The organism is Nocardia concava NBRC 100430 (genome assembly GCF_000308815.1).
In the GTDB taxonomy this organism is placed as follows: Bacteria; Actinomycetota; Actinomycetes; order Mycobacteriales; family Mycobacteriaceae; genus Nocardia; species Nocardia concava.
Genome location: NZ_BAFX01000010.1, coordinates 15,637 through 40,120 on the forward strand (window position 1 = coordinate 15,637; position 24,484 = coordinate 40,120).

The following is a 24,484-nucleotide window of genomic DNA, read 5'->3' on the forward strand; positions in this document are numbered from 1 at the left end:
GACGGTCACGGCGCGCCGAACCGGCGGCTCACAATCGCCGCCGCCGGGGTCAGAACCCGAGGCCGGAGGATCCCGCGCCCGGGCCAGTGGGCTGGCGTCCGTTCTCGACCCGCTGCCAGACGCCGCAGGAGCTGATCGAGAAGGCGGCCGCGTTGTTCGGAATTCCGACCTGGATCTGGCCGCCGGAGCCGCGGATGGCCGATTCGATGCCGCCCGAATACATCACATTGCCCGCCGCGTCGGTCACCGACCACGCGCAGTCGTCATTGGCGTGATAGGTCATGTACTGGCCGGCGGTGATATCGCCCGGAATCGTGTACACGCCATCATGATCCAGCACGGTGACGGTCGCGCCGGCCGGTCCCGCACCGGCGCCGAGCACCATCGCACCGATCGCTACCGCCACACCCAGGGAAGCTCGCACAGTCATTTCACCAACCTAGAAGAAGCCGAGATCGCGCCGATATCGGGTACCTGCCCCAAATCCGTCGCCGCCGATCCGTCACCGCGCGGCCGTGGGAGACAATGGCCACGCATCGCGTCGTAGTGAACAGGGAGGTGTGGTCGTGGTTTCGCCCGATCTCATGGCTTTGCGGCGGGAGCGCCAGGCCGTGCTGGATTTCTGCGCCGACCTATCCGACGAGGAGTGGCACGCCGCGAGCCGGGCCGCGGGGTGGAGCACGAAAGACGTTGTGGCACATATGGCGGCGGAGTCGCGGGCGCTGCTGACGCCCGCGGCCGTGCGGTTCATGACCGCCGAGAATGTCGAACAGCTCAATGAACGTGTGGTCGCCCGGGCCAGGCAGCGCACACCGGGCCGCACCCTTCAGGACTTCAGCACCTGGTCCCGGCTGGGGGCGGCCGCGCTCACCGCCGCGACCGGGCCCGGCCTGCGCCGCATTCCGATTCCGGTCGCCGAACTCGGCACCTATCCGGCGCGAATTCTGCCCGCCCTCTTCACTTTCGACTGGCACACGCATCTGCGCCATGACATCGCGCCCGCGCTCGGCCGCCCGCAACCACCGACCGACGACCTCCGCATGTCCGCGATCCTGCGCTGGCTCATGGCCCTGCTCGAGCAATCGCACGCCGAGGCGCTCGCGTGGCTGGACGCCCCCGTCACGCTCACGCTGGCCGGTCCGGGCGGCAATACCTGGTTCATCGAACCGGCCGCCGATCGCCGCCTCCGCGTCCGCCCCGGCTCACACGAATCATCCGTCGCCCACATCACCGGCCGCTCAGAGGATTTCCCGCTCTGGTCCACCACCCGCGCTCCGTGGCAGGACTGCGACCTCACCATCACCGGCGACCACGCCACCGCGGCCCGCCTGCTCGACGCCCTGAATCTGATCTGACATGGCGAACCGCTGGGTCGGCGTGACCATCGACTGCCTCGACGTGCGCCGCGTCGCCGCCTTCTGGAGTGCACTGCTGGACCGCCCGCCCGGCCCCTCCGAACCCGGCTGGATTTACCTGGGCCACCCCGATGATCCCTTGCCCCGCCTCGTCTTCCAGCCCGTCCCGGAGGCCAAGCGCGGCAAGGTGCGCCTGCATCTCGACGTCGCGGTGGACGATATCGAGCAGGGCATCGCCCAGGTCCTCGCCCTCGGCGGCCGCCACACCGGCGAACGCCACGACTACGACGCGGGTGTGGTCGTCGTGATGGAAGATCCCGAAGGCCACGAGTTCTGCCTGGTTCAGTACTACTGATCGGCCGACGATTCGTGATGAACCCGGCAATTCAGTAGAACCGGAGTAATCGCCGAAAATGCTTGTCCGAGTCGGGATTTCCGAACTATCGGGGCAAACATCCCGTGTCGGTCCGATGGGTTCGGCGACCGGCATGCTTCACTGCGCGTCAGCGAATCTTCAGCGATCATGCGGACAGCCTCCTCGGCTGCCCTTCTGCCCAGGAGGATCGATGCGCACAACGGTGTGCCTGACCGTGACCTTCGCCGCGGCGGCACTCACCACGCTAGTTCCGGCGAGCGCGCGGCCGCCGGTGGAGAAACGCTCGATCCGCGAATACGTAGCACTCGGGGATTCGTGGGCGGCGGACGCGGCCATGACCGGGGTCAGCAGCGAATTCGTTCCCCTGGCCTGCGCGCAGAGCGCGACCTCCTACGCCAAGCAGGTGGCGCAGGCGCTGGCCGTGACTCAATTCCGCGATGCCAGTTGCGCTTCCGCGGTGACCACGGATCTGACCGAGCCGCAGGCCCTGCCGGACGGCACCGTCAATCCCCCGCAGTTCGACCGCCTCACACCCGACACCGATCTGGTCACCATCGAAATCGGCGGCAACGACGCGGGTTTGGCCGCCATCGTGCCGACCTGTCTGACCACTTCACCACACCTCTCGAACTGTGCGCGCATGCGCACCGCCACCGACGGCGAGGACCGCATGTCCTCGGCCATCCGCACCGCCGAGCCCAAGGTCGCAGCCACCATCACCGGCATCCGCGACCGCTCACCTCACGCCCGCATCCTGCTCATCGACTACCTCGCCGGGGTCTCCCCCGGCACCGGCTGCTACCCCCACATCCCGATCACCGACGAGGACGCGAACTGGCTGGGCCACAAGCTGATCGAACTCGACACCATGCTCGCCCGGGTCGCCACGAAAACCGGGGTCGAATTCATCGACACCTACACCGGCAGCGTCGGCCACGACGCCTGCCGACCCACCGGCACTCGCTGGGTCGAGGGCCTGCTCCCCGCCGCACCCGAACCCGCCGCGGGCCTCGCCGCGCCCTTCCATCCGAACCAGCTGGGCGCGGACCACCAGGCCCAGCAGATCCTGCGGACCCTCCGCAACTGAAGCCCGTAGTCCTTTCGGCGTACACCCGTTGACCTACCCGACAGGAGCGAATCATGAGCGAATTGCTGATGCGGTCGATGTCCGGCCATCGATACCGTCGAATACATGATCACCACCATCCTCGCATCGACTGACTCCAACACCGGCGAATCCGTGGCGTCCGTGCTGCTCGGCATCGGCGTGATCGCCGTGCTGCTCGCTGCCGTCGCGCTTTTCATCGGAGCCCTGGTGAGCGTGCTGCGCTCCCGCACCTACGCGGCCGGCGGCAAGGCGGTCTGGGCCCTGCTCATCCTGGCCTTCCCCTTCCTGGGCCCGGTCACCTGGTTCGTCTGGGGCCGCAAGTCCACCCTGATGGGCCCGCCTCCCGCCGCGGTCTGAGTGTGCACCTCCTCACAATGTGATCCCGCACCGCTCATACGCCGTAACAGCTACCGATCCGCTATCAATAGACCAGTTGTCCAGTTGCCCGTCGATCCATCCGTGAGGAGTTCGTCCGTGAAGCGTTTGACCGCAGTGCTGACAGCGGGAGTGACCACCGCGATCGCCGTTCCACTCATCGCCACCGCCACCGCGCACGCCGACGTCTGGCAGCCCGCCCCCGGCATCTCCATCCCGCTGCCCGACGGCGTATTCACCGGCAGCGCGGGCGTGACTCCCTCGCAGCCGCCGGCCCCGCCGCAGAACCACGTCGAGGGCGAGCCGTGCGGCAATGACGGCCGCGGCAAGTGGGTGCACCTCGACGGCGGCAATGCCGCGCACTACGGCACCGATTGGCTGTGCAGCTACAACTGAATCCGGCGCAAGGCGCTTGCGAAAAGGGCAGACACCCTGGGGTGTCTGCCCTTTCGATATAGCTGACGGACCGGCTCAGTGCCGGTACATGTTCTCGATCGCGTCGGCGAAGCGTTCGGCGATCACGTGGCGCTTGACCTTGAGGGTGGCGGTGAGCTCGCCCGCCTCCTCGGTGAGGTCGCGGTCGAGCAGGGCGTACTTCTTGATCGATTCCGCATGGGAGACAGTGCTGTTGGCGTCGTCGATCGCACGCTGAATCTCGGCGCGCAGGGCCGGATCCTCACGCAACTCGGCGATGGTCGCGGCGGCGGGCTTGCCATTGGCGGCCTTCCAGGCGGTGAAGGCCTCCGGGTCCAGGGTGATCAGCGCGGTGATGAACGGGCGGCCGTCACCGAGCACGACGGCCTGCGAGATCAGGGTGTGCGAGCGGATGCGGTCTTCCATCGGGCCGGGTGAGACGTTCTTGCCGCCGGCGGTGACCAGCAGATCTTTCTTGCGGCCGGTGATCGACAGGTAACCGTCCGCGTCCACGACGCCGATATCGCCGGTGCGCAGCCAGCCGTCGTCCATCGCCGCGGCCGTGGCCTCCTCGTTGCGCCAGTATCCGGCGAACACAACGCCGCCGGACAGTTCGATCTCGCCGTCCGCGGCGATGCGAACCGCGTTGCCGCCCAAGGGTTGTCCGACGCTGCCGATCTTGATCGCGCCCGGCACATTCACGCAGTGGGCCGCGGTGGACTCGGTCATGCCGTAGCCCTCGTAGATCGGGACGCCGACGCCGCGGAAGAAATGCCCCAGCCGCGGGGCCAGTGCCCCGCCACCGGAGATCGCGAATTCGCAACTCCCGCCGAGGGCTTCGTGCAGCGGCGCGTACACCAGCCGGTCGCACAGGGCGTGCTGAAGCCGCAGTAGCAGCGCGGGACGCTGCGCGAATCCCCCTGTGCTGTCCATGTTTTCGCTCCACCGGATAGCGGTGCGCTCGGCGAACCGGAACACCGCGCCCTTGAGCTTCCCGCCGTCGCGCGCCTTCTTGTCCGCGCCGTCGCGCACCTTCTCGAAGACGCGGGGCACGCCGAGAATGGTGTGCGGCCGGAAGCGGGTGAACTGTCCGGTAATGGTTTTGAAGTCCGCCCAGTGCGCCTGGGTCATGCCGCCCTCGAAGGCGGCCAGCGAGACCGCGCGGGCCAGCACGTGCGCCAGCGGGAGGAAGGTGAGCATTCGCTGTCCGGGCCGGGCGACGTCGCCGATGCTGGCGTGCAGGATGCCGCGCACCTCCGAGAGCAGGTTGCGGTGGGTGAGCATGCAGCCCTTGGGGCGGCCGGTGGTGCCGGAGGTGTAGACCAGCGAGGCGAGGCCGTCGGCGCGCAAGCCGTCGAGCCGCTCGCGCAGGACTTCGCCGGAGACGTTCTCGCCGTCGGCGATCAGGACCGGTTCGGCCCCGTCGTCGATGACCAGCACCCGCCGCAGTGTGTCGGGCGCGTCGGCGAGCAGATCCTTGTGCCGGGTGGTCTCGACGATCGCCAGCGCCGCGCCGGAGTCCTCGAGGATCCAGCGCACCTGTTCGGCGGAGGACGAGTCGTAGACCGGCACGGTGACCGCTCCCGCCGCCCAGATCGCGAAGTCCAGCAGCGACCATTCGAACCGGGTGGCCGACAGCAGCACCACCCGGTCGCCGGGTTGAATCCCGTTGGCGATCAAGCCCTTCGCGACCTCGGACACCAGCCGGGCGAAGTCCTCGGCGGTCACGTCGAGCCAGTCGTCGCCGACGGGCCGGGAGAACAGCACCCGCGCCGGAGCCTGCTCGGCCTGGGTGTAGACCGAGCGGACGATGGTCTCGTCCTCGGCGATGGTGAAGGTGGCCGCAGCCGCGAACTCACGCATGGTCGTCTCCAATGGTCTGATCGGGTTGATGCAGCCGCCGCAGCGCCCGCGCGAATTCGGCGGTCTCCTCGGGAGTCCAGTCGGCCATCCGCTCGCCGAGCCGGGCCAGATCGTGCCCGGCGGCCGCGGCCAGCACGCGCTGCCCCGCCGCGGTCAGGGTGAGCGGATACCCGGCGTGCAGGCTGCCCGGCCCGGCTTCCACCCAGCCCACCTCCACACAGGCTCGCACCTGCCGCGACACCGTCGACCGATGCACGCCGAACGCCTCGGCCATTTCCGTGGCCCGGCAGCCCGGATTCCGCTCGATATACGACAGCGCCGACTGCTGCGCGAACGACGGCAGCCCGTCCGTATCGGGCCGTGCCGCGATGATCTCCCGGACGATCCGGGTCAGCCCGTCATGGACCGCGACCAGATCCGGCGACCATCGCCCACCACCGTGTTGCATAGCGCAACTATAGCGGCCGGGAGTTCGGACTCATACTTGCGCGGGCGGGCCGGACCGGCGGGGCGGGACGTATTCGAATTCGGTGAGCACCTGCCGCAGGAAGCCGCGGAACTGGTGCTGGTCCGATGTCGTTGCGCCGTAGACGGTTTCGAGGACCGGGCGGAGTTGATGGCCGGCGTCGACGACCAGGCGCACCAGACCCTGTTCGGCGCAGCGGGTCAATGCCGGTTCGAGCAGGGTCGCGGCCTCGGTGGTGCGGCCCGTCGCGGACAGGCAACATCCGTACAGGAGTTCGGCATTGAGAAAGGCGCGAGGGCGGTGCTGGGTGGACATCACCTCGACCAGGCGCTGCGCCTGCCGGCAGGCCTGCTCGGCGGCGGCCGGGGTCTGTTCGAGCAGGAGCAGCCGGATCGCGGAGTCGTGGGAGAGTTCGGCGGTCATGGCCGAGGGAGCGTCGGGATGGGCGGTGTAGGGCTCGAGGTGTTCGAGGTCGCGCCGGTCGATGTCGGGGATCGGCAGGCCCAGGCGGAGACGTTCGTTCAGGATGCGTGCGGCCAGGCGCGGCAGCACCAGGTTCGCCGCGACCTTGGCGCCCTCCTCCAGGCGCTGGTGCATGGTGTCGAGGTCGCCGCGCACGGCGGCCAGGCGCGCGCCGGTGCCGTATCCGGCCACCAGGAACTCGACCGCGCCGCCCTCGGGGCCCGGCCCGTCGGTGAGGAGTTCCTCGGCCTCGATGAATTGTCCTTTCTCGTAGAGCAATTCGCCGAGCAGTGCGCTGGCCAGCCGGGTGGCCTGCGATTGGCCGCCGGTACGCAGCGCCTGGATCAGGGCGGTGCGGAATCGGGTTTCGGCGGCGGCGATGTCGAGTTGTTCGTAGGCGGCGCTGCCCGCGATGCAGTCGCAATAGACCGGGCCGAACGGGCCGCGCGCCCGGTCGCGGAAGGGCTCGATCCAGCGATGCCAGCGGTGCACTTCGGGGAAGTCGAAGCGGTACAGGGCCGAGACCATGGCCACCACGGCCAGCGCGTGGGCCAGGAACGGGCGGGCCGAATCCCGGCCCCGGGCGAGCTCGGGGGCGAGTGTCACCGGCTGATCAGTGACCAATGACAGTGCGGCGCGGGCGAGTTCGATTTCGAATTCCAGATCCCGCGAGCCCTCCGGATCCCGGGAGCCACCGTCGCGGCGGACCGCGGCCTCGGCGCGCTCCAGGTCGGCCACCGCGGCGGCCGGGCGCTGCACGGCCAGGTTCGCCCAGGCCAGGGACAGCAGCAGTTTGGGATTCGACGCCACCAGCGGAGCGGGCAGTTTGGCGGCCAGGCCGAGCAGGGTCGCCGTGCGGGAGCGTTCCATGAGTTGTTCGGCGTGCTCGGCCACCAGCTCGCAGGCCTGCCGCGGATCGCCCGCGGCGAGCACGTGATCGATTGCCTCGCTGAGCATGTCGTGGTCGGTGAACCAGCGCGCGGCGGTCAGGTGCAGTTCCTCCAGCAGACCCGGATGCAGGCGGATGAGGCGGTCGCGCAGGAAGCCCGCGAACAGCGTGTGATAGCGGAACCAGCGCAGGTCGTCATCGATGCTGCGCAGGAAAAGATCTCGCTGCCGCACCTGTTCGAGGAGGTCCTGGCCGTTGCTCACGCCGGTCAGGGCCTCGGCGAGGTCGCCGTTGACGCGTTCGGGAACCGATGTCCGCATGACGAATTCGAGCAGCTCCGGTTCGAGGGTGTCGACGACGTTCTCGAGCAGGTACTCGCCGATGGCGTAGTGGCGGCCCGAGATCTGATCGATGTAGGCGCCGGGATCCGTGCGGCCGCGCAGGGACATGGATGCCAGTTGCAGTGCGGCGGCCCAGCCTTCGGTCGATTCCCGCAGTCTCTCGACCTCGGTGGCCGCCAGGGTCAGCCCGCCGCTGTCGGCGAGGAATGCGGCGGTCTCCTCGTCGTCGAATCGCAGTGCGGACTCGTCGATCTCGACGAGCTCGTCGCGAACTCGCATGCGCCCCAGGGGAAGTCCGGTGCGGTTGCGGCTGGTGACGATGAGTCGCAGATGGTGGCAGCCGTGGTCGAGCAGGAATTCCATCGCGGCGATGCTGGCCGGGCTGGTGACCCGGTGCCAGTCGTCGATCACCAGCGCCACCACCTCACCGGCGTGGTGTATCTCGTCGATGAGACCGGTCATGACCTGCCGTGCGGCATCGCTGGCATGTTCCTCGAGCAGCCGCTCCAGCTCCGCCGCCACGCCCGGATGGGCGTACCGGATCGCCTCCACCACATGCGACAGGAACCAGACGACATTGTCGTCGTCCTCGTCCACGCTCAACCACGCGACTCGAACACCCTCGGCGGCAACGGCATTCACCCATTCGACGGCGAGGGTGCTCTTGCCGAATCCGGCCGGGCCGTGAATCAGCACCAATCGCCGGGTCTGACCGGCGCGCAGGCGGTCGAGCAGCCGGGCGCGCGGGACCGGCTGCCGCGGCGAGCTCGGCGGGCGAAATCGCGTGGACAGCGCGGGCGCTCGGCTAGGCGGTGGCGCGATCGCGGATGGCACCGGTACCGGTGTCCCGCTCTCGGCCGGTAACGCCATCGAATCGACGGCCAGCCCACTCGAGAACTGGATATTGCGCAACCGCTCCCCGAACTCCCGTGCCGTGGCGGGCCGGTCCGCGGGATCCTGCGCCATCGCCGCTTCCAGCGCGGTGCACAGCGGTGCGGGCACCCCGCGCGGGCGCAGGTCCGGCACCGGCTCGGAGGCGATCCGCACGAACTGCGCGAACAGCGACTCCCCGTCCCGCCGTTCGAAAGCGGCGTGTCCGGTGAGCAGGCAATACAGCGTCGCGCCCAGTCCATAGATGTCCGCGGCCGCGGTCGGCTCGTGGCCACGGAACACCTCGGGCGCGGTGAACGCCGGTGTCCCCGCGACCAGTCCGGCCCCGGTCTCCAAAGTCCCACCGATCCGGGCGATTCCGAAATCGCTCAACTGCGGCTCACCGTAATCCGACACCAAAATATTGGCCGGATTCACATCCCGATGCACGATCCCGTGCGCATGCGCGGCCGCCAACGCCCCCGCCATCTTCACCCCCACCGACAGCGCCTCCTGCCACGGCAGCGGCCCGCGCTCTCGAATCCGCCCTTGCAACGACCCGAGCGCACAGAACGGCATCACCAGATACGGCCGCCCCGTGACGGTGATGTCGGCCGACAACACCTGAACTATGTGCGGATGTCCCCCGAACCGAGCCAGCGCCCGCTGCTCCCGCAGAAACCGCGCCCGCTCCTCATCATTCGACTGCCCCTCGAGCACCTTGACCGCGACCAGCCGCTCCAGCGAATGCTCGACACACCGATAAACGACCCCGAACCCACCCCGCCCGATCTCCCGCGCATCGTCGAACCCCGCCGCGGCCAACTCCGCGGCGACCCCTATCCGCAGGTCAGGCTGCGTCCCACCGGCGTCCGGCTCGCCCATCACCCATCCGCCTCACCTCTCCACGTGAGAATCGCCCCCGCCCTCCTGATCGTAACCACCGATACGCCCGCCGGACCCCGAGCAACATGGGCCCGAGGTCCACCACCTAGGTGGTATTCGACAACACCTTGGGCGGTGGGGTTCACTCCCCGGGCATCTGCTTTCGGGGGCGGCGCCGGCGAATAGTTGGTTCATCCTCGCCGAGCAATTGGAGCATCGATGTCGACCGTGAGTACTCTCGCCGCCGCCGGGCAGGCTCGCGTCGTGGTTCGGACCGACGACGGTGTGGCGCTCGAGGTTCGGACCTGCGGACCGCGGCATGCCGATCTGACTGTGGTCTTCGCGCACGGGCATTGCGGCCGCGGGGAGAGCTGGACACCGGTGCGCGACGACCTGCGGCGGCAGTACCCCGACGCCCGGATCGTCTCCTACGACCACCGCGGCCACGGCGAATCCGCCCGCGCCGACCGCCGCACCTACACCCTCGAACAGCTAGCCGACGACCTGGGCGCGGTCCTCGACGCCGTGGCGCCCACGGGCCCGGTCATTCTCGTCGGCCATTCGATGGGCGGCATGAGCGTACTGACCTACGTCAGCCGCAACCCCCACCAGATCGGCACCCGCGTCGTCGGCGTCGGCCTCATCGCCACCGCCGCGAGCAGCCTCACCGAGGCGGGCCTCGGCCGCTTCCTCCGCCACCCGGTCATCTCGCTGTTCCAAACCGCCGTGCGCCACGCCCCCGGTTTCATGCACTACGCGAAACTCCTGGCGGGCAAGGCATTGGCACCGACCATCCGCAAGGCCCAGCGCGGCGATCGCCCGGTCGCCGCTCGCTGGCTGACCCTCGCGAACGCAATCCACAACCAAACCCCCATCGTCACCATGGCCGCCTTCCTCCACGCCTTCACCACCTACGACCGAACCGACGCCCTCGCCTTCCTCTCCCGAATCCCCACCCTCATCCTCTGCGGCTCCTCCGATTCCCTGACTCCCCCTTCCCATTCCATCGCCATGGCCGCCGCCATCGACTACTCCGACCTCGTCCTGATCCCCAACGCCGGCCACTCCCTGATCCTCGACCACCCCACCCACGTCGCCACCGCCCTCACCCGCCTCATCACCCGCGCCCACCGGCCTCGAACCAATCCCGCCCGGCTCGCGGTGGTCGCCTAACCGCGCGGTGGTGGGCCGGTGCCGCGCTCGCGGTAGCGGTCACCGGATGGGCTCACGGCTCCGGCAGGGGTGGGGATGGGGTGAACTGGACGGGGAGGGCGGTGAGGGCTCGGTGGAATGGGCCTGGGCGCCAGGAGAGTTCGGTGGGGGCCAGGTGGATTTCGGGGAGGGCGTCGAGGAGTTGGTCGAGGGCTTCCTGGGCGATGAGGTAGGCCATGGAGCGGGCGGGGCAGATGTGGGGGCCGGCGCCCCAGGCGAGGTGCGCTCGGTTGCCGGTGAATTGGCCGGGGCGGATGGCGGGGTCGTTGTTGCAGGCCGCCATGCTGATCACTACCGGGCGGTGGGCGGGGAGCCAGGAGTCTTCCATGAAGACGTCTCGGGGCGGGAAGCTGATGCAGAAGTTGGCCATCGGCGGGTCGTCGAAGAGGACTTCGTCGAGGGCGTCGCGGGTGGACAGGCTGCCGCCGAGGGCGCTACCGCCGAAGCGGTCGTCGGTCAGAAGTAGCAGTAGGGCGTTGACGATCAGATTCTGTTGCGGCTCGATGCCCGCGCCGTAGAGGGTGGCCAACTGGTGCACCATTTCGACATCGCTGAGTCCGGCCGGGTGGGTGACCATGCGGGTGGTGACGTCGTCGCCGGGGTGGGCTCGCTTGTGCTGGGTCAGTCGCAGCAGGGCGTCGGTGAGCAGTTTGTTGCCGCGGTCCGCGCCGACGCCCTCGAAAATGGCTCGGAAACCCTCGGCCGCCTGTGCCGCGATCTCGACCGGGCAGCCGAGCAGCTGATTGAGCACCTGGAAGGCCAGCGGAAACGCGTAGTCGCGCACCAGATCCGCCGAGCCGGCGGTGCAGAACCCATTGATCAGCGAGACCGCGACCCGCGCCACCGTGCCCTGCAACCGGTACTGGTCGATGCCGGTCAGCCCGGCGGTATTGGTTCGCCGATACCGGTCGTGGTCGGCCCCGGCGCTGCGCAGGGCGTTGGGCCGCCACTGCATCATGGGCAGCACGGGGCAGTCGGACGGGATCCCGGCCTGCCAGGTCCGCGGATCGGCGGGGAAGCGTTCGGGATCGTTGAGAATCCTTACCGCCGTGCGATATCCGAGCACCAGGGTGGCGGGCACGCCCGGCGCGAGATCCACCGGGGCCAGGGCACCATATTTCGCGCGCAGTTCGCGGTAGACCCGGTGCGGGTCGGCCGCGAACTCGGGGGTGTAGAGGGGAACACGGGACTCGACCGTCCCCTGGGTGGTCGTCGCTGACTCTGACATCCAACTCACTCACGCGGTACCCAACACTCCACCGCCGCCGAACACCGCAGACCCCGGACGCGTGGACGGTCACGCTACCGGCATTACGACTGCCGCGCAGCGGTTTACGGACGGTTGGCGGTCAGCCGCTGACGTGGGCGGTGTTGTCGAGCCAGTGCTGGGCGAGAGCGGGGTCGCCGTCGACGGTGATGTCGGTGGCTTCGGTGAGCGGGAGGCGCCGGGTCAAGGTCAGCAGCAGCGATTGTGCTGGGCCGCTTACCATTACGTCGGCGGCGTGGGTTCCGGGCTGCCAGGTCACCCCGTCGGATCGGCGTTCGACGAACCAGGCCCCTGTCTCATCGGCGATGTCGGTGGCCAGCCACTGCAACGTCTGTCCGGTGCCCCGCAGGGCGTGAGCGGACTCGGGCCGCTGCATCTCCCAGGTGGGTGCGGTGAGCATCGCGAGGTGGTTGGTGATGAGCGCGGCGGCGACATCCGAGTCAATGTCAACCGGTCGGTTCGCCGCCGCGGCAGCATCGAACCCGTGGACGACCGCCTCGTTGAGCATGCTGGACAACCAGAAACGAGTCCCGGACCGCCCGTCGGCGGCAGGGTTGAACACCGGCGCGTCGAACGCGTCATCGGAGCACGCGTCGGCGACCCGCTGCGCGGACTCCGCCAGCCACGCCTCCCAATCGCTCGGATCGGCGGGAAGCGCGGCCATCTCCATAGGCAACTGGGTCGGGTCGGAGATGCGCCGCTCGATGATTTCCGCGACCCAGTTCTGGGTCTGGCCGACATGCTCGACCAGCTCGCGGACCGTCCACTTCGGCGCGGTCGGCACGGCGGCGTGGGGTCCGGCCGCGGCGGCTGATTCCGCCAGGCGTCGGGTGTGTTCGATGATCGCTCGGCGCCCGCGTTCGGTGTTCAAATCGGTCATCGGAGAACCCTTTCGGAGTTGGTTGTGCCCGTTATGACCGACCGGGCCGGTCGAATTCATCGGCGAAGCTGAAGGTGTCTTCAGACTTCTTCAGGGATGGTTCAGGCGGCGGCGAGATCGTTCGAGGCATCGGCAGATCCGGAACCGGAACTGCCCGCCGGAACGATGAAGGAGTATCGGATGAACCGCCCACTGTTCTCGTCGAATCGCCGTGCCATCGCGGCCGCGGCCCTGGTCGGAGGGCTCGCCATGGGATCGATGGCGTGCAGCGCCGCCACGGACACCGGGGTGGACGTGAAGCGCGTGGCCGCGACCGCCACGCAGGTCACCGGCGAGAACCCGAGCGTTCCCGTCGAGACGGGCGGTCCGGCGGTCTCCTGGGCGGTAGCCGCCGCCACGGCCGAGCGGTCGATTCCCGGCGGAGTGGTCACCGATGTGGAATTGGAAGGCGGTGCATGGGAGGTCGATGTGATGACCCCGGAGCCGCGGGTGCACAACGTCTCTGTCGATGCCGCCACCGGAGCGCTGCTCGGCAGCCGCGCCGACCGCATGCCCGACCAGGCCCGTTCCTATCTGCAGATCCCGCTGGGCAAGCTGGCGGCGGCCACGGTCGCCCGCGCGGATGCCGCGAACATCGCGCTCGGCGCCGTCGATCGCGGGTATGTCCGCGAGGTGTCGATCCAGGGCACCGAGAACCGCCCGGTGTGGCGAATCGAAATCGCCGACGGCACAACGCGACACGAGATCGACGTCGATGCGCGGTCGGCTGCCGTGGTTCGCCACGACACCGAGCGCGAGGAGGACCGCGGTCGCGGCGATTACCGTCGCGACAACGACCGAGGCCGTGGCGACACCCGTCGCGATGTGGCCGCCGAGCGCCGCGATCCCGCGATTTCCGACTGGCCCGAGCGTGTTCGCGAGCGTTCCCACGATTTCGGCCGCGATCACTACGACTGGTCGGTGCACGTGCCGCGGTAATCGACCATCGGGACAAATGCCCCATGACAACGGGTCTCGCGCCTTCCTAGGGTCAACAGGATGAGCCGCATCCTGATCGTCGAGGACGAGGTCTCCCTGACCAAGGTGCTGCGCCGCGGCTTCGAGGCGGAGGGCCTGCGCGTCGACATCGCCCACGACGGGAACGAGGGTTTGCGGCTCGCGCTCGAGCGGGAATACGACGCCATCATCCTCGATGTGATGCTGCCGGGTATGGACGGGCATCGGGTCTGTTCGATGATCCGGGCCGCGGAGCTGTGGACCCCGATCCTCATGCTGACGGCCAAGGACGGCGAGTACGACGTCGCCGAGGGCTTGGACACCGGCGCCGACGACTACCTGACCAAACCGTTCTCCTATCTGATCCTGCAGGCCCGGCTGCGCGCCCTGCTGCGGCGCGGCAGCCAGGGCCGAGCCGACACGGTCCGGGTCGGCGATCTGGCCCTGCTGCCCGAATCCCGGCGATGCACCCGCCTGGGCACCGAGATTCCGCTGACCGCAAAGGAATTCGACCTGCTGGCCGCACTGGCCCGCAGTCCCGGTATCACCGTATCGAAAGCCGCTCTGCTCGAAGAGGTTTGGGATCTGCCCGGCGACGGCGACCCCAATGTGGTGGAGGTGCACGTCAGCGCGCTGCGCCGCAAGATCGACCAGCCCTTCGCCGACCGCGCCCGCAAACTCCTGCACACCTCACGCGGCCTGGGCTACCGGCTGGTGCCCGCCGAGGCCGATTCCGCGTGAGCCCGCGCCGATTTCCGCACGCCTCGGTCCGGGTCAAGACGACGGCGGGCGCGCTGGCGATCGTGACCGTCGCCCTGCTGGCCGCCGGCGCGGGCCTGCTCGAGGTGACCCGGCACGGCCTGGTCGCCTCGGCCGAGCGGACCGCGACGATCCGCGCCCAAGCCGTCGCCCGGGCCGCGGCGGACGGCACGCTCACGCAGCGCCTGGCCATCCCCGAAGGCGAGGACAGCCTGCTGCAGGTGGTCGCCGACGATGGGCGCATTCTCGCCGCCAGCCACAATCTCACCGCGCAGCCGCCCATCGCCGCCTTCGAACCCGCGCCCGATCATCCGACCGCGGCACGCGATATTCGGGCGAACACCGACGGGCAGGACCATCTCTATCGACTGGTCGCGGTCCGCACGACCGCGTACGGCACCCCGGCGACGGTGTACGCGGGCACCTCGCTGGAAACCGCCGAGCACGCCGAGCGGCTGATCCGCCACTCGATGATCCCCGGCATCCCGGTGCTGCTCGCCCTGGTCGGCGCGGTCACCTGGACCGCCACCGCCCGCGCACTGCGCCCGGTGGAGGCCATCCGCGCCGAGGTCGCCGAGATCACCGAACACGATCTGGGCCGCCGGGTTCCGGTGCCCGCCTCGCGCGATGAGATCGCCCGGCTGTCGGTCACCGTGAACGACACTCTCGATCGCCTCGAGCACTCCATGGACCGGCAGCGGCGCTTCGTCGCCGACGCCTCCCACGAATTGCGCAACCCCATCGCCGCCCTGCGCGCCCACGTCGAGCTGGCGATCGCGCACCCGGAATTGCTGGACGGCCCCGATCTGCTCGGCGATGTGCTGCGGGTCCAGGAGCTCGCCGATGACCTGCTGCTGCTCGCCCGCCTGGACGCCGGGCAGCGATCCGACCGGGTCACCCTGGATCTGACCGTCCTCACCGCCGACACCCTGCGCGCGCGTCCCAACGGCCGGGTGCCCGTCACCTTCGACGCGCCTGCACCGATTCCGGTGCGCGGCAACCGCAATCAGCTCGCCCGCATCCTCGAAAACCTCCTCGACAATGCCCAACGGCACGCCGAATCCCGAATCACGGTGACCGCCAGCACTATCGGCGATACCGCCGTACTCGAGGTATGCGACGACGGGTCCGGAATCCCCGAACCCGACCGTGACCGCGTCTTCACCCGCTTCACCCGCCTCGACGAGTCCCGCAGCCGCGACGCGGGCGGCACCGGGCTCGGACTCGCCATCGCCCGCGATATCGCCACCGCCCACCACGGCACCCTCACCGCCCGCGAGCCGCGCTCCCGCGGGGCACGACTGGTCCTCACTCTCCCCTCCGACTGCGTCACACAGGGGGCGTGAGCCGGGTCTCCTCCGTTGGTCGGTGATGTCCGCGCGAGCGGTCGGTATCGCGACTCGAGATCGGCGCGATCACCGTTGTGCGTTGGACGCACCGGATCGCCGGGATCGATGCTCGATTCGAGCAAATCGCTCGATCCCGGTGAGAGTGACATCCGGCAAGGAAGCCGCTGAACCTCTCCCTTCCTCCACTGGATGAGAGAAGCTGATGCAGACCACGATCGCCAAGCACCGCAAGGCAACTCACGGCACCCGGATCCTGTTGGGCGAACTGGCGGCGGTCACCACCCTGACCGTCCTCGGCGCGCCCGCCGCCCTCGCGGACGTGGCTATCGACACCGGCTCCGCCGGACTCGGAGCGGCGGTTTCCGCCGACACCGGCAGCGACACCGGACTCGCGCTCGGCCTCGGCACCGGCAGCGCCAACGCCCTGGACTCGGGCAGTGCGGGAGCCCTGGGCGCCGGAACCGACTTGGCGCTCGGCAGCGCCAACGCCCTCGACGCGGGCAGTGCGGCCGCCCTGGGCGCCGGGAGCGAGGCGGGCACCGAACTGGCCCTCGGTAGCGCCGACTCCGGCAGTGCCGCGGCCGCGGGGGCGGACTCCGGCAGCGCAGCGGCTTTGGGCAGCGCCGGGGAGGCCGGACTGGACGCGGGCAGCGCTGCAGCGGGGGGTCTCGCCACCGGCAGCGCGGAGGCGTTGGGCAGCGCGGGAGCGGGAGCCGCCGGACTTGGTCTCGGCAGCGCGGTCGGCAGTGCGGCAGTCGGTAGTGCGGCCGTCGGCAGCGCCGCGGTGGGCAGCGCCGCGGTGGGCAGCGCCGCGGTGGGCAGCGCGGCACTCGGCAGCGCGGCGGCGGGTGGGGCGGTTGCGGCCGGAATCGGTTCCGGCGCAATACCGTTGGGCGTCGGCGCACTGACCGTCGCCCGGCCCGGCACGCATCCGGGAGTGGCAGCCGCACCCGGCCGGGATGGCGCGAACCCCGCCGGCGCCGCTGCGGGCATCTCCGATGGGATGGACAGTGCTGAGGTGACGGCCGGTGCGGACGGTCTCGACTCGCGGTGGCCCGGGTCCCACTACCCGATTCCGACCGGTCACCCCGAAACAGGTGACGGTGGCTTGATCACCTCGGACCGCTCCCTGCTCGGCATGTTCGGACTGCTGACGATGATCGGCGCGGGCTTCCTCGTCTCCCGTCGTCCGAACCACGCATCGGACGCGGCGCGGTGAGCGGCGCACCTAGGCCGGGCACAGCGGAGACCGTCGCGGTGAATCTCCGACACCGGATCGCCGTCCTACTGATCATCCTGGCCGGTGCGAGCGCCGTCGTCCTGATCATGGGAGGTCCCGGCCTCCGCCAGGTGCAGACCCCGCCCGCCCACGCCGACACCCGTCTGCAGGCTCCGGTCGTGGCCGCACCGGCGCTCTCCCACTCCGAGCCGCGAACCCTCATGATCCCGAAGCTCGGCCTGACCACCCCGCTCGACGTCATCGGCCTCAAATCCGATGGCACCGTGGATGATCCGGCGACCTTCACCCGCCCGTCCTGGTACCGCCCGGGTGCCGCGCCCGGAGACCGCGGCTCCGCGGTCATCCTCGGCCACGTCGATTCCTATCGCGGCCCAGCGGTCTTCTTCCGGCTCGGCGAGTTGACCGCGGGAGATCTGGTCGAGGTCGCCCGCACCGACGGCAGCACCCTGCGTTTCCAGGTCGACCACACCACCACCGTGAGCAAGGACGATTTCCCGAATCAACAGGTCTACGGCGACCACGGTGACGCCGAACTGCAACTCGTCACCTGCGGCGGCAGTTTCGACACCGCCACCCGCAGCTACCGATCGAATGTGATCGTCTACACAAAACTGGTAGGCAGCTATTGAGGTGCAGCCCGATGAAATGGCACATTGATCCGATGGAATTGCGGCAATTGGAATATTTTGTCGCAGTGGCGCAGGAACTCAGTTTCTCGCGCGGCGCGGCACGCGTGCATGTAGTGCAATCGGCGGTGTCCTCGGCCATCGCGAAACTCGAACGCGAACTCGGCGTCCAATTGTTCGACCGCACCCCACCGGCGGTCGTACTGACACCGGCGGGCACGGCCTTGCTGGCCGAGGCCAACGCCACTCTCGACGCAGCGCAGCGAGCCCGGGAGGTCACCGCACAATTCACGACGAACCCTTCCGGCACAGTCGAATTGCACATCCACGAGGGATGCTCCCGCATTCTGGACCTGCCCACCTTCATCACCCGCTTTCGCGACGAGCATCCTCTGATCAAGGTCCGCGTGAAAACCGGTCTCTCCGTGGCCATCGCCCGGTCGATCGCCGAGAAGTCCGCCGAAGTCGGGCTGATCGCGCCGCCGCCGCAGCCGCCGCCGGGAATCCGGCTGCGCAACATTCACCATGAACCGCTGGTGCTGGTCTGCGCGCCCGACCATCCGCTGGCGAGCCGCGATCACGTGGCCGTCGCCGACCTGGCCGACCAGACGTTGATCCTCCACGATCCGGAGAGCAGCCTGCGCCAGATCGTCGACCTCGCACTCGACGCCGCCGGTATCAGCCCGGCCGATCCCTACGAGGTCGACTCGCTGAACACCACCATGGATCTCGCCCGCACGGGAGCGGGCGTCACTCTGCTCCCGGCCGTGGCCGCCGCCTGGCACCCGGACCTGACAGCGATCCCCGTGGCCCCACCCCTGTACTGGGACATCGCACTGGCCACGCCCGACGGCCGACTCTCCCCGCCCGCCGCGGCCCTCGCCAAGGCGCTCACCACGATCGACGGCGGCGCACTCACCCTTGGCCGCGAGCCCGGCCTCCCAGCACACGCTGCAGCAGGATGAACACCAGCAGCAGGGCGCCGATGACGATCTTGGTCCACCAGGAGCTCAGGGTGCCTTGGAAACTGATGATGGTTTGGATGACGCCGAGGGTGAGGACGCCGAGGACCGAGCCGAGGACGAAGCCGCTGCCGCCGGAGAGCAGGGTGCCGCCGATGACGACGGCGGCGATGGCGTCGAGTTCCATGCCGACCGCGTGCAGGCTCCAGCCCGAGAGGGTGTAGAAGGTGAACAATATGCCGCCCAGGGCCGAGCAGGCGCCGCTGATGGCGTAGGCGGCGATCTTGGTGCGCGCCACGGGAAGTCCCATCATGACCGCGGACTGCTCGTTGCCGCCGAGGGCGTAGACGGTGCGGCCCAGGCGGGTGTAGTGCAGCACCACGAAGGCGGCCGCGACCACCGCGAGCGCCACCAGCATGCCCACCGACACGAAGACGCTGGAGCCCAGGTGAATTCGCTGCTGGGCCAGGTGGGTGTAGGTGGGGTCGGTGATGGTGATCGAGTCGGTGCTGATCACATACGACAGCCCGCGGGCGAGGAACATGCCCGCCAGGGTGACGATGAACGGCTGGATCTCGAAGTAATGGATCACCGCGCCCATGCCCGCGCCGAAGACGGTGCCGCCCACCAGGATCAGCACCATGACCACCGGCGCGGGCCAGTGGTGCACGGTGACCAGCCACGCCGAGATCACCGTGCTCACCGCCAGGACCGCGCCGACGGACAGGTCGATGCCGCCGGTGAGGATCACGAAGGTCATGCCGACGGCCAGCACCAGCAGAAAGGCGTTGTCGATGAACAGGTTCACGAAGACCTGCGGATAGCCGAACGCCGGGTAGCGGGCCACCCCGATGCCGTACATGACCACGAACAGCACGGCGGTGACCAGCACCGGTGTGTAGCGTTCGCCGTGCAGCACAACATTTTTCAGCGCCGCGACCGGACCGGCCGCCGTTGTGACGGGTGCGCTCATCGATGAATCGCCTCCTGCTCGCTGGGAGTGGCAGCCGCCGCGCCGCCGTCGGCTTCGGTCACGGCCGCTGCCGTATCCCGCCGCTCGGATCGACCGCGGAACACCTTGGCCCGGAACACCGGTGACTGCACCAGGCACACGGCGATCACGACCAGCGCCTTGAACAGCAGCGTGGTCTCCGGCGGTACGCCGATGGTGTAGATGGTGGTGGTCAGCGTCTGAATCACCAACGCGCCCAGCACCGTTCCGCCGAGATGGAACCGGCCGCCGGTGAGCGCCGTGCCGCCGAGTACGACGGCGAGGATGGCGTCGAGTTCGATCCACAGTCCGGCATTGTTGCTGTCGGCGGCGGAGACATTGGAGCTGATCATGAGCCCGGCCACCGCCGCGCAGCAGGCGCACACCACGTACACGCCGGTGATCAGCCCGCCCGCCCGGATGCCCACCAGCCGTGAGGCTTCGGCATTGCCGCCGACCGATTCCAGCAGCAGCCCCAGCGCGGTGCGCCGCAACAACAGCGCCACCCCCACCGTCACCCCCGCCGCGATCAGCACGGGCACCGGCACGCCGAGCAGGAAGCCGCCGCCGATCACGTGGTACGGGCTGCTGTTGACGGTGATGATCTGCCCTTGAGTGAGCAGCTGGGCCAGCCCGCGCCCTGCGACCATGAGGATCAGCGTCGCCACGATCGGCTGAATACGCAGGCGCGACACCAGGATTCCGTTCCACAGCCCCAGCGCCGCGGCCACGACGACGGCCACTCCGACCGCCGCGAGGACGCCGCCCAGCGCGCTCGGATCGCTCAACTTCTGGATGCGCAGGCAGGCCAGCGCCCCGGCGATGGCGACCACCGCGCCCACCGACAGGTCGATGCCCCGGGTGGCGATGACCAGGGTCATGCCCACCGAGATCAGCACCAGCGGAGCGCCGTAGCGCAGGATGTCGATCGGGCCGCCGTAGAGGTGACCGTCCTGGATGCGGATCGCCAGGAATCCGGGCGTGTGCACGACGTCCACGGCCAGCAGCGCCACCAGCGCGAGCACCGGCCACACCAGCCGGTGCCGCATCAGTTCGGAGATCCTGGCTTTCATGAAACCGCCCCGCTGGCAATGGTTTCCATGAGCCGATCCATGGTCAGCGTCTCGTCATTGCTCAGTTCGGCGACCAGTTGCCGATCGCGCAGCACCTCGACCTTGTGCGACAACCGCAGCACCTCTTCCAGTTCGGCGGAAACGAACACCACCGCCATCCCCTCCTCCGACAGTGACAGCACCAGCCGCTGGATCTCGGCCTTGGCCCCGATATCGATGCCGCGGGTGGGCTCGTCGAGGATCAGCAGCCGCGGCTGGGTGACCAGCCACCGCGCCAGCAGCACCTTCTGCTGATTCCCGCCCGACAGCGCCTTGACCGGCAGGGTCGGGTCCGCGGGCGTGATTCGCAGGGCGGCAATGTATTTCGATACCCATTCGGCCCGTTTGCGGGCCGGTATGCGACGCGCCCAGCCCCGGGCGGCCTGCGCGGCGAGCAGGATGTTCTCGGCCACCGAGAGCTCGAGGATCAACCCCTGGGTCTTGCGATCCTCGGGACAGTAGGCCAGCCCCTGCGCGACCGCGGCGCGCGGCGACCGCAGCGGGCCGCTCGCAGCGTCACCGGTGACAGCGACGTCGCCGGTGACAGCGCGATCGGCCCCGAACAGCAGCCGCACCGTCTCGGTGCGCCCGGACCCGAGCAGCCCGGCCAGGCCGACCACCTCGCCCCCGTGCACCGTCAAATCGAAGGGGGCGACCGAGTTTCGCCGCCCGCTCACGCCGGTGGCGGTGAGCACCGGCACCGGATCCCCGGTCCGGGCGCGCGGCACGTCGTGCTGGGCGCTCTCCCGCTCGATCTGTTCGAGGGTTCCGGCCGCATTGCCGAGCATGTGCCCCACGAGGGTCTTGTGGGTCAGCTCCGCCACCGGGTACTCCCCGACCAGAGTCCCGTTGCGCAGCACCGTAGCCCGGTCACACAGCGCGAAGATCTGATCCAGGAAGTGGGTGACGAACAGGATCGCGACCCCCTCCCCGGCCAGCCGCCGCATGAGCTCGAACAGCCGGCTCGCCTCACCCGCGTCCAGCGACGACGTGGGCTCGTCGAGCACCAGCACCCGCGCCTCGAGGTCGACGGCCCGCACGATGGCGATGAGCTGTTGCACCGCAAGCGAATACGAGCCCAGCGGCGCGCTCACATCCACGTCCAGCCCCATCCGGGCGACCAGTGCCACGGCGGCCTTGCGCATGGCGTCGAAGCGCACCAGTCCGGCCCGGCGCGGCTCCCGGCCGATGTAGATGTTCTCCGCGACCGAGAGGTTCGGGCACAGGTTCACTTCCTGGTAGACGGTGCTCACCCCGGCGCGCTGGGCCTGCTGCGGCCCGGTGAAGCGCACCGGCTCCCCGCCGAGCCGGATGGTCCCGGCATCGGCGGGGTGAATCCCGGTGAGCACCTTGATGAGTGTGGATTTACCCGCGCCGTTCTCCCCGACCAGGGCGTGGATCTCCCCGGGGAACAGGCGCAGGTTCACCGCCGTCAGCGCGGTCACCGCGCCGAAGCGCTTGCCGATGCCGGTCATCGACAGCAGCGGCGCGGTGGTCGACGCGGACATCAGTACTTCCGGCTGGGCAGGGCCGCCGCGGCCTGTTCCGGGGTGAAGGCGGTTTCGGTGGTGACGATGCGGTGGTCCACCGGCTGTCCCGCCTTGACCTTCTTGACCAGCTCCATCAATTGAGGTCCGAGCAGCGGATTGCATTCCACGACATAGTTTTCCTTGCCGTCGACCAGGGCCTGCAGCGCGTCGTGCACGCCGTCGATGGACACGATCTTAATGTCCTTGCCGGGCTTGAGACCGGCCTCCTCGATGGCCTGGATCGCGCCGAGCGCCATATCGTCGTTGTGCGCGAACAGCAGATCGATCTTCTGGTGCGAGGCCAGGAACGCCTGCATGACCTCCTTGCCCTTGGCGCGGGTGAAGTCACCGGTCTGCGAGACGACGATCTTGAACTTGGGATCCGCCGCGATCAGATCCGCGAACCCCTTCTTGCGGTCGATGGCCGGGGCCGACCCCGTGGTGCCCTGCAACTCGGCGATGTTAACGGTCTCATTCGACCCCTTGTAGGTATCGATCACCCACTGCGCGGCCTTCTTTCCCTCCTCGACGAAGTCCGAGCCCAGGAAGGTGGCGTACAGCGTGGGATCCTTCGAATCCACGGCGCGATCGGTGAGGATGACCGGGATCTTGGCGTCCTTGGCCTCCTTCAGCACGGTGTCCCAGCCCGATTCGACCACCGGGGAGAACCCGATCACGTCCACCCGCTGCTGGATGAACGACCGGATCGCCTTGATCTGGTTTTCCTGTTTCTGTTGTGCATCAGCGAATTTCAGGTTGATCCCGGCCTCTTTGGCCGAGTCCTGGACGGATTGGGTGTTGGCGGTGCGCCAGCCGCTCTCCGCACCGACCTGCGAGAATCCGAGAGTGGTTCCACCACTTCCCGAATCGCTTCCGCAGCCGGCCGCGACAGCGGCGAGAGTGAGGGTGCTGGCGACGATGACAAGCCTCTTTAACACGAGCTCTCCCTTGGAGCGAACAGTTGAAGTGGGGGGAGGTCCTGATAGTGTTAACGCTCACATTGATGGCGTCAAGGGTCGAATCGAACCCCGTACGCTGAATCAGTCGGGCGGAGACTCCCGGTCGGGACCAGGTTGCAGCCGAAAGGTGTGGATGTGAGGGACAACGAGAAGGTTGCCGACGGTGCTGCCCCGCAGCCCGTCCGGCCCGCGGTCATGATCGATGTGGCCAAGCGGGCCGGGGTCTCGCATCAGACCGTGTCCCGGGTGCTCAACGACAGTCCGCGGGTGCGGCCGGAGACGCGGGAGCGGGTGCTGCGGGCGGTCGAGGAGCTGGGTTACCGGCCCAATGCCATGGCTCGCGGGTTGGTGAGCCGGCGCTCGAAAGTGCTGGGGGTGGTCACTTTCGACACCGTCCTTTACGGCCCGGCATCGATGTTGCTGGGTATCGAGCGGGCGGCTCGGGCGGCTCGATACGGGGTCAGCGTCGTGACCTTGCAGCGCGCCGATCGCGCCGAAGTGCTCGACGCCGTGGGGACATTGGCCGATCAGGGTGTGGACGGGGTCATCATCATCGCCCCGTTGATGGTCGCGGCGGCGGCGCTGCACAGCCTGCCTCCCATGCTGCCCGCGGTCGCGGTGGAGGCCGGGCCGGATGCCGGATTGCCGTCGGCGTCGGTGGACCAGGTCGAGGGTGCGCGGCTGGCCGTGCGGCATCTGCTGGATCTGGGTCACGAAACGGTCTGGCACATTTCGGGTCCCAACGGCTGGCTGGAGTCCCGCGATCGTGTGGACGGGTGGCGGCAGACCCTGGAGGCCGCGGGCGCGACGGTGCCGCCCATCATCGCGGGCGACTGGAGTGCGCGTTCGGGCTACGAGGCGGGCCCGGTGCTGGCCGCCCAGCCCGGGGTGACCGCGGTCTTCGCGGCCAATGACCAGATGGCGCTGGGGTTGCTGCGCGCCTTCACCGAACGCGGGTTGCGGGTGCCGGAGGACATTTCCGTGGTCGGCTTCGACGACATCCCCGAGGCCGCGTATCTGTCCCCGCCGTTGACCACGGTGCGCCAGGACTTCGACGAGGTCGGCCGCCAGAGCATGCGGCTGTTGCTGGGGCTCATCGAATCCGAGACCGCCTCCCCCGAATCCCCGCAGGTGATACCGACTCTGGTCATTCGCGACAGCACCGCGCCGCCGCGGGCGCGCTGATCCCGGAGGCGGG

At 69.0% G+C, this 24,484-nt stretch carries 23 protein-coding genes; 13 read left to right on the plus strand and 10 right to left on the minus strand.

Translation table 11 applies throughout. The annotated features are described in order from the left end of the window. Nucleotides 1-49: 49 nt before the first annotated feature. Nucleotides 50-430 (minus strand): Rv1352/Rv1906c domain-containing protein, encoded by a 381-nt coding sequence (locus ON43_RS03205; protein ID WP_157513880.1) that lies wholly within the window; start codon nucleotides 428-430, stop codon nucleotides 50-52. A 136-nt stretch (nucleotides 431-566) separates the two neighbouring features. On the opposite strand from ON43_RS03205, the gene ON43_RS03210 reads away from it, so the two are divergent. From ON43_RS03210 to ON43_RS03230, 5 genes are all read left to right on the plus strand, one after another. Next, entirely contained in the window at nucleotides 567-1,355 is a 789-nt protein-coding gene (locus ON43_RS03210) for a maleylpyruvate isomerase N-terminal domain-containing protein (protein WP_157513881.1), read from the plus strand. 1 nt (nucleotide 1,356) lies between these two features. After that, entirely contained in the window at nucleotides 1,357-1,710 is a 354-nt protein-coding gene (locus ON43_RS03215; protein WP_040803353.1) for a VOC family protein, read from the plus strand. Between the two features lie 211 nt (nucleotides 1,711-1,921). Continuing rightward, entirely contained in the window at nucleotides 1,922-2,818 is an 897-nt protein-coding gene (locus ON43_RS03220) for an SGNH/GDSL hydrolase family protein (RefSeq protein ID WP_040803355.1), read from the plus strand. 105 nt (nucleotides 2,819-2,923) lie between these two features. Then, nucleotides 2,924-3,196, plus strand: coding sequence for a PLDc N-terminal domain-containing protein (locus tag ON43_RS03225; RefSeq protein WP_040803357.1), 273 nt, complete (start codon nucleotides 2,924-2,926; stop codon nucleotides 3,194-3,196). Between the two features lie 117 nt (nucleotides 3,197-3,313). Continuing rightward, complete coding sequence (locus tag ON43_RS03230) at nucleotides 3,314-3,610, plus strand: hypothetical protein (RefSeq protein ID WP_157513882.1); 297 nt, start codon at nucleotides 3,314-3,316, stop codon at nucleotides 3,608-3,610. A 75-nt stretch (nucleotides 3,611-3,685) separates the two neighbouring features. Here ON43_RS03230 and ON43_RS03235 read toward each other — a convergent pair whose 3' ends face one another. From ON43_RS03235 to ON43_RS03245, 3 genes are read right to left on the minus strand one after another with little or no spacing between them, the layout of a single operon-like run. Further along, entirely contained in the window at nucleotides 3,686-5,491 is a 1,806-nt protein-coding gene (locus ON43_RS03235; protein ID WP_040803361.1) for an AMP-dependent synthetase/ligase, read from the minus strand. Next, nucleotides 5,484-5,939 carry a MarR family winged helix-turn-helix transcriptional regulator gene (locus ON43_RS03240; RefSeq protein WP_040803363.1) on the minus strand — a complete coding sequence of 152 codons (456 nt, stop codon included), beginning with the start codon at nucleotides 5,937-5,939 and terminating at the stop codon, nucleotides 5,484-5,486. Before ON43_RS03240 ends, ON43_RS03235 begins: the two co-directional genes overlap by 8 nt. A 30-nt stretch (nucleotides 5,940-5,969) precedes the next feature. Further along, entirely contained in the window at nucleotides 5,970-9,404 is a 3,435-nt protein-coding gene (locus tag ON43_RS03245) for a serine/threonine-protein kinase (protein WP_063712478.1), read from the minus strand. Between the two features lie 219 nt (nucleotides 9,405-9,623). Between ON43_RS03245 and ON43_RS03250 the strand changes: the two genes are divergently transcribed. Then, a complete protein-coding gene (locus ON43_RS03250; protein ID WP_040803365.1) occupies nucleotides 9,624-10,577 on the plus strand; it encodes an alpha/beta fold hydrolase in 954 nt (317 codons plus the stop codon). 52 nt (nucleotides 10,578-10,629) lie between these two features. Here the strand turns inward: ON43_RS03250 and ON43_RS03255 are convergent, their stop codons facing one another. After that, nucleotides 10,630-11,844, minus strand: a complete 1,215-nt coding sequence (locus ON43_RS03255; RefSeq protein WP_051177846.1) for a cytochrome P450 family protein — start codon at nucleotides 11,842-11,844, stop codon at nucleotides 10,630-10,632. Between the two features lie 121 nt (nucleotides 11,845-11,965). Beyond that, nucleotides 11,966-12,763, minus strand: a complete 798-nt coding sequence (locus tag ON43_RS03260; protein WP_040803367.1) for a maleylpyruvate isomerase family mycothiol-dependent enzyme — start codon at nucleotides 12,761-12,763, stop codon at nucleotides 11,966-11,968. A gap of 180 nt (nucleotides 12,764-12,943) precedes the next feature. Between ON43_RS03260 and ON43_RS03270 the strand changes: the two genes are divergently transcribed. The 6 genes from ON43_RS03270 (at nucleotide 12,944) to ON43_RS03295 (ending at nucleotide 18,698) form a co-directional block, all read left to right on the plus strand. Next, complete coding sequence (locus ON43_RS03270; RefSeq protein WP_157513883.1) at nucleotides 12,944-13,741, plus strand: PepSY domain-containing protein; 798 nt, start codon at nucleotides 12,944-12,946, stop codon at nucleotides 13,739-13,741. A 60-nt stretch (nucleotides 13,742-13,801) separates the two neighbouring features. After that, nucleotides 13,802-14,500 (plus strand): response regulator transcription factor, encoded by a 699-nt coding sequence (locus ON43_RS03275; protein ID WP_040803373.1) that lies wholly within the window; start codon nucleotides 13,802-13,804, stop codon nucleotides 14,498-14,500. Beyond that, nucleotides 14,497-15,864, plus strand: coding sequence for a sensor histidine kinase (locus tag ON43_RS03280; RefSeq protein WP_040803375.1), 1,368 nt, complete (start codon nucleotides 14,497-14,499; stop codon nucleotides 15,862-15,864). Before ON43_RS03275 ends, ON43_RS03280 begins: the two co-directional genes overlap by 4 nt. A gap of 205 nt (nucleotides 15,865-16,069) precedes the next feature. Beyond that, nucleotides 16,070-17,086: a hypothetical protein gene (locus tag ON43_RS42095; RefSeq protein ID WP_051177830.1), complete on the plus strand. Its 1,017-nt coding sequence runs from the start codon at nucleotides 16,070-16,072 to the stop codon at nucleotides 17,084-17,086. Between the two features lie 38 nt (nucleotides 17,087-17,124). Continuing rightward, a complete protein-coding gene (locus tag ON43_RS03290; protein WP_245568448.1) occupies nucleotides 17,125-17,736 on the plus strand; it encodes a class F sortase in 612 nt (203 codons plus the stop codon). Nucleotides 17,737-17,747: 11 nt separating this feature from the next. Next, nucleotides 17,748-18,698, plus strand: a complete 951-nt coding sequence (locus ON43_RS03295) for a LysR family transcriptional regulator (protein ID WP_051177831.1) — start codon at nucleotides 17,748-17,750, stop codon at nucleotides 18,696-18,698. Here the strand turns inward: ON43_RS03295 and yjfF are convergent. From yjfF to ON43_RS03315, 4 genes are read right to left on the minus strand one after another with little or no spacing between them, the layout of a single operon-like run. Continuing rightward, the gene (gene yjfF, locus ON43_RS03300) at nucleotides 18,649-19,668 is read right to left on the minus strand and encodes a galactofuranose ABC transporter, permease protein YjfF (RefSeq protein WP_051177832.1); all 1,020 of its coding nucleotides are present in this window, start codon (nucleotides 19,666-19,668) and stop codon (nucleotides 18,649-18,651) included. The two genes, ON43_RS03295 and yjfF, sit on opposite strands and share 50 nt — an antisense overlap. Next, a complete protein-coding gene (locus tag ON43_RS03305) occupies nucleotides 19,665-20,759 on the minus strand; it encodes an ABC transporter permease (RefSeq protein ID WP_083913126.1) in 1,095 nt (364 codons plus the stop codon). Before ON43_RS03305 ends, yjfF begins: the two co-directional genes overlap by 4 nt. Next, nucleotides 20,756-22,306, minus strand: coding sequence for a sugar ABC transporter ATP-binding protein (locus ON43_RS03310; RefSeq protein WP_040803377.1), 1,551 nt, complete (start codon nucleotides 22,304-22,306; stop codon nucleotides 20,756-20,758). Before ON43_RS03310 ends, ON43_RS03305 begins: the two co-directional genes overlap by 4 nt. Continuing rightward, nucleotides 22,306-23,265: an ABC transporter substrate-binding protein gene (locus ON43_RS03315; protein ID WP_040803379.1), complete on the minus strand. Its 960-nt coding sequence runs from the start codon at nucleotides 23,263-23,265 to the stop codon at nucleotides 22,306-22,308. The genes ON43_RS03310 and ON43_RS03315 overlap by 1 nt, the downstream gene beginning before the upstream one ends. Nucleotides 23,266-23,421: 156 nt before the next feature. Between ON43_RS03315 and ON43_RS03320 the strand changes: the two genes are divergently transcribed. Continuing rightward, nucleotides 23,422-24,471 carry a LacI family DNA-binding transcriptional regulator gene (locus ON43_RS03320; protein ID WP_245568449.1) on the plus strand — a complete coding sequence of 350 codons (1,050 nt, stop codon included), beginning with the start codon at nucleotides 23,422-23,424 and terminating at the stop codon, nucleotides 24,469-24,471. The last annotated feature ends 13 nt before the right edge of the window (nucleotides 24,472-24,484 follow it).

What these genes read in the sequence shown, in the direction of transcription:
- ON43_RS03205 (WP_157513880.1), bottom strand. Translation starts at nt 430, where the DNA reads ATGACTGTGCGAGCTTCCCTGGGTGTGGCGGTAGCGATCGGTGCGATG.
- ON43_RS03215 (WP_040803353.1), top strand. Translation starts at nt 1,357, where the DNA reads ATGGCGAACCGCTGGGTCGGCGTGACCATCGACTGCCTCGACGTGCGC.
- ON43_RS03220 (WP_040803355.1), top strand. Translation starts at nt 1,922, where the DNA reads ATGCGCACAACGGTGTGCCTGACCGTGACCTTCGCCGCGGCGGCACTC.
- ON43_RS03225 (WP_040803357.1), top strand. Translation starts at nt 2,924, where the DNA reads ATGATCACCACCATCCTCGCATCGACTGACTCCAACACCGGCGAATCC.
- ON43_RS03235 (WP_040803361.1), bottom strand. Translation starts at nt 5,491, where the DNA reads ATGCGTGAGTTCGCGGCTGCGGCCACCTTCACCATCGCCGAGGACGAG.
- ON43_RS03240 (WP_040803363.1), bottom strand. Translation starts at nt 5,939, where the DNA reads ATGCAACACGGTGGTGGGCGATGGTCGCCGGATCTGGTCGCGGTCCAT.
- ON43_RS03245 (WP_063712478.1), bottom strand. Translation starts at nt 9,404, where the DNA reads ATGGGCGAGCCGGACGCCGGTGGGACGCAGCCTGACCTGCGGATAGGG.
- ON43_RS03250 (WP_040803365.1), top strand. Translation starts at nt 9,624, where the DNA reads ATGTCGACCGTGAGTACTCTCGCCGCCGCCGGGCAGGCTCGCGTCGTG.
- ON43_RS03255 (WP_051177846.1), bottom strand. Translation starts at nt 11,844, where the DNA reads ATGTCAGAGTCAGCGACGACCACCCAGGGGACGGTCGAGTCCCGTGTT.
- ON43_RS03260 (WP_040803367.1), bottom strand. Translation starts at nt 12,763, where the DNA reads ATGACCGATTTGAACACCGAACGCGGGCGCCGAGCGATCATCGAACAC.
- ON43_RS03270 (WP_157513883.1), top strand. Translation starts at nt 12,944, where the DNA reads ATGAACCGCCCACTGTTCTCGTCGAATCGCCGTGCCATCGCGGCCGCG.
- ON43_RS03275 (WP_040803373.1), top strand. Translation starts at nt 13,802, where the DNA reads ATGAGCCGCATCCTGATCGTCGAGGACGAGGTCTCCCTGACCAAGGTG.
- ON43_RS42095 (WP_051177830.1), top strand. Translation starts at nt 16,070, where the DNA reads ATGCAGACCACGATCGCCAAGCACCGCAAGGCAACTCACGGCACCCGG.
- ON43_RS03295 (WP_051177831.1), top strand. Translation starts at nt 17,748, where the DNA reads ATGAAATGGCACATTGATCCGATGGAATTGCGGCAATTGGAATATTTT.
- yjfF (WP_051177832.1), bottom strand. Translation starts at nt 19,668, where the DNA reads ATGAGCGCACCCGTCACAACGGCGGCCGGTCCGGTCGCGGCGCTGAAA.
- ON43_RS03305 (WP_083913126.1), bottom strand. Translation starts at nt 20,759, where the DNA reads ATGAAAGCCAGGATCTCCGAACTGATGCGGCACCGGCTGGTGTGGCCG.
- ON43_RS03310 (WP_040803377.1), bottom strand. Translation starts at nt 22,306, where the DNA reads ATGTCCGCGTCGACCACCGCGCCGCTGCTGTCGATGACCGGCATCGGC.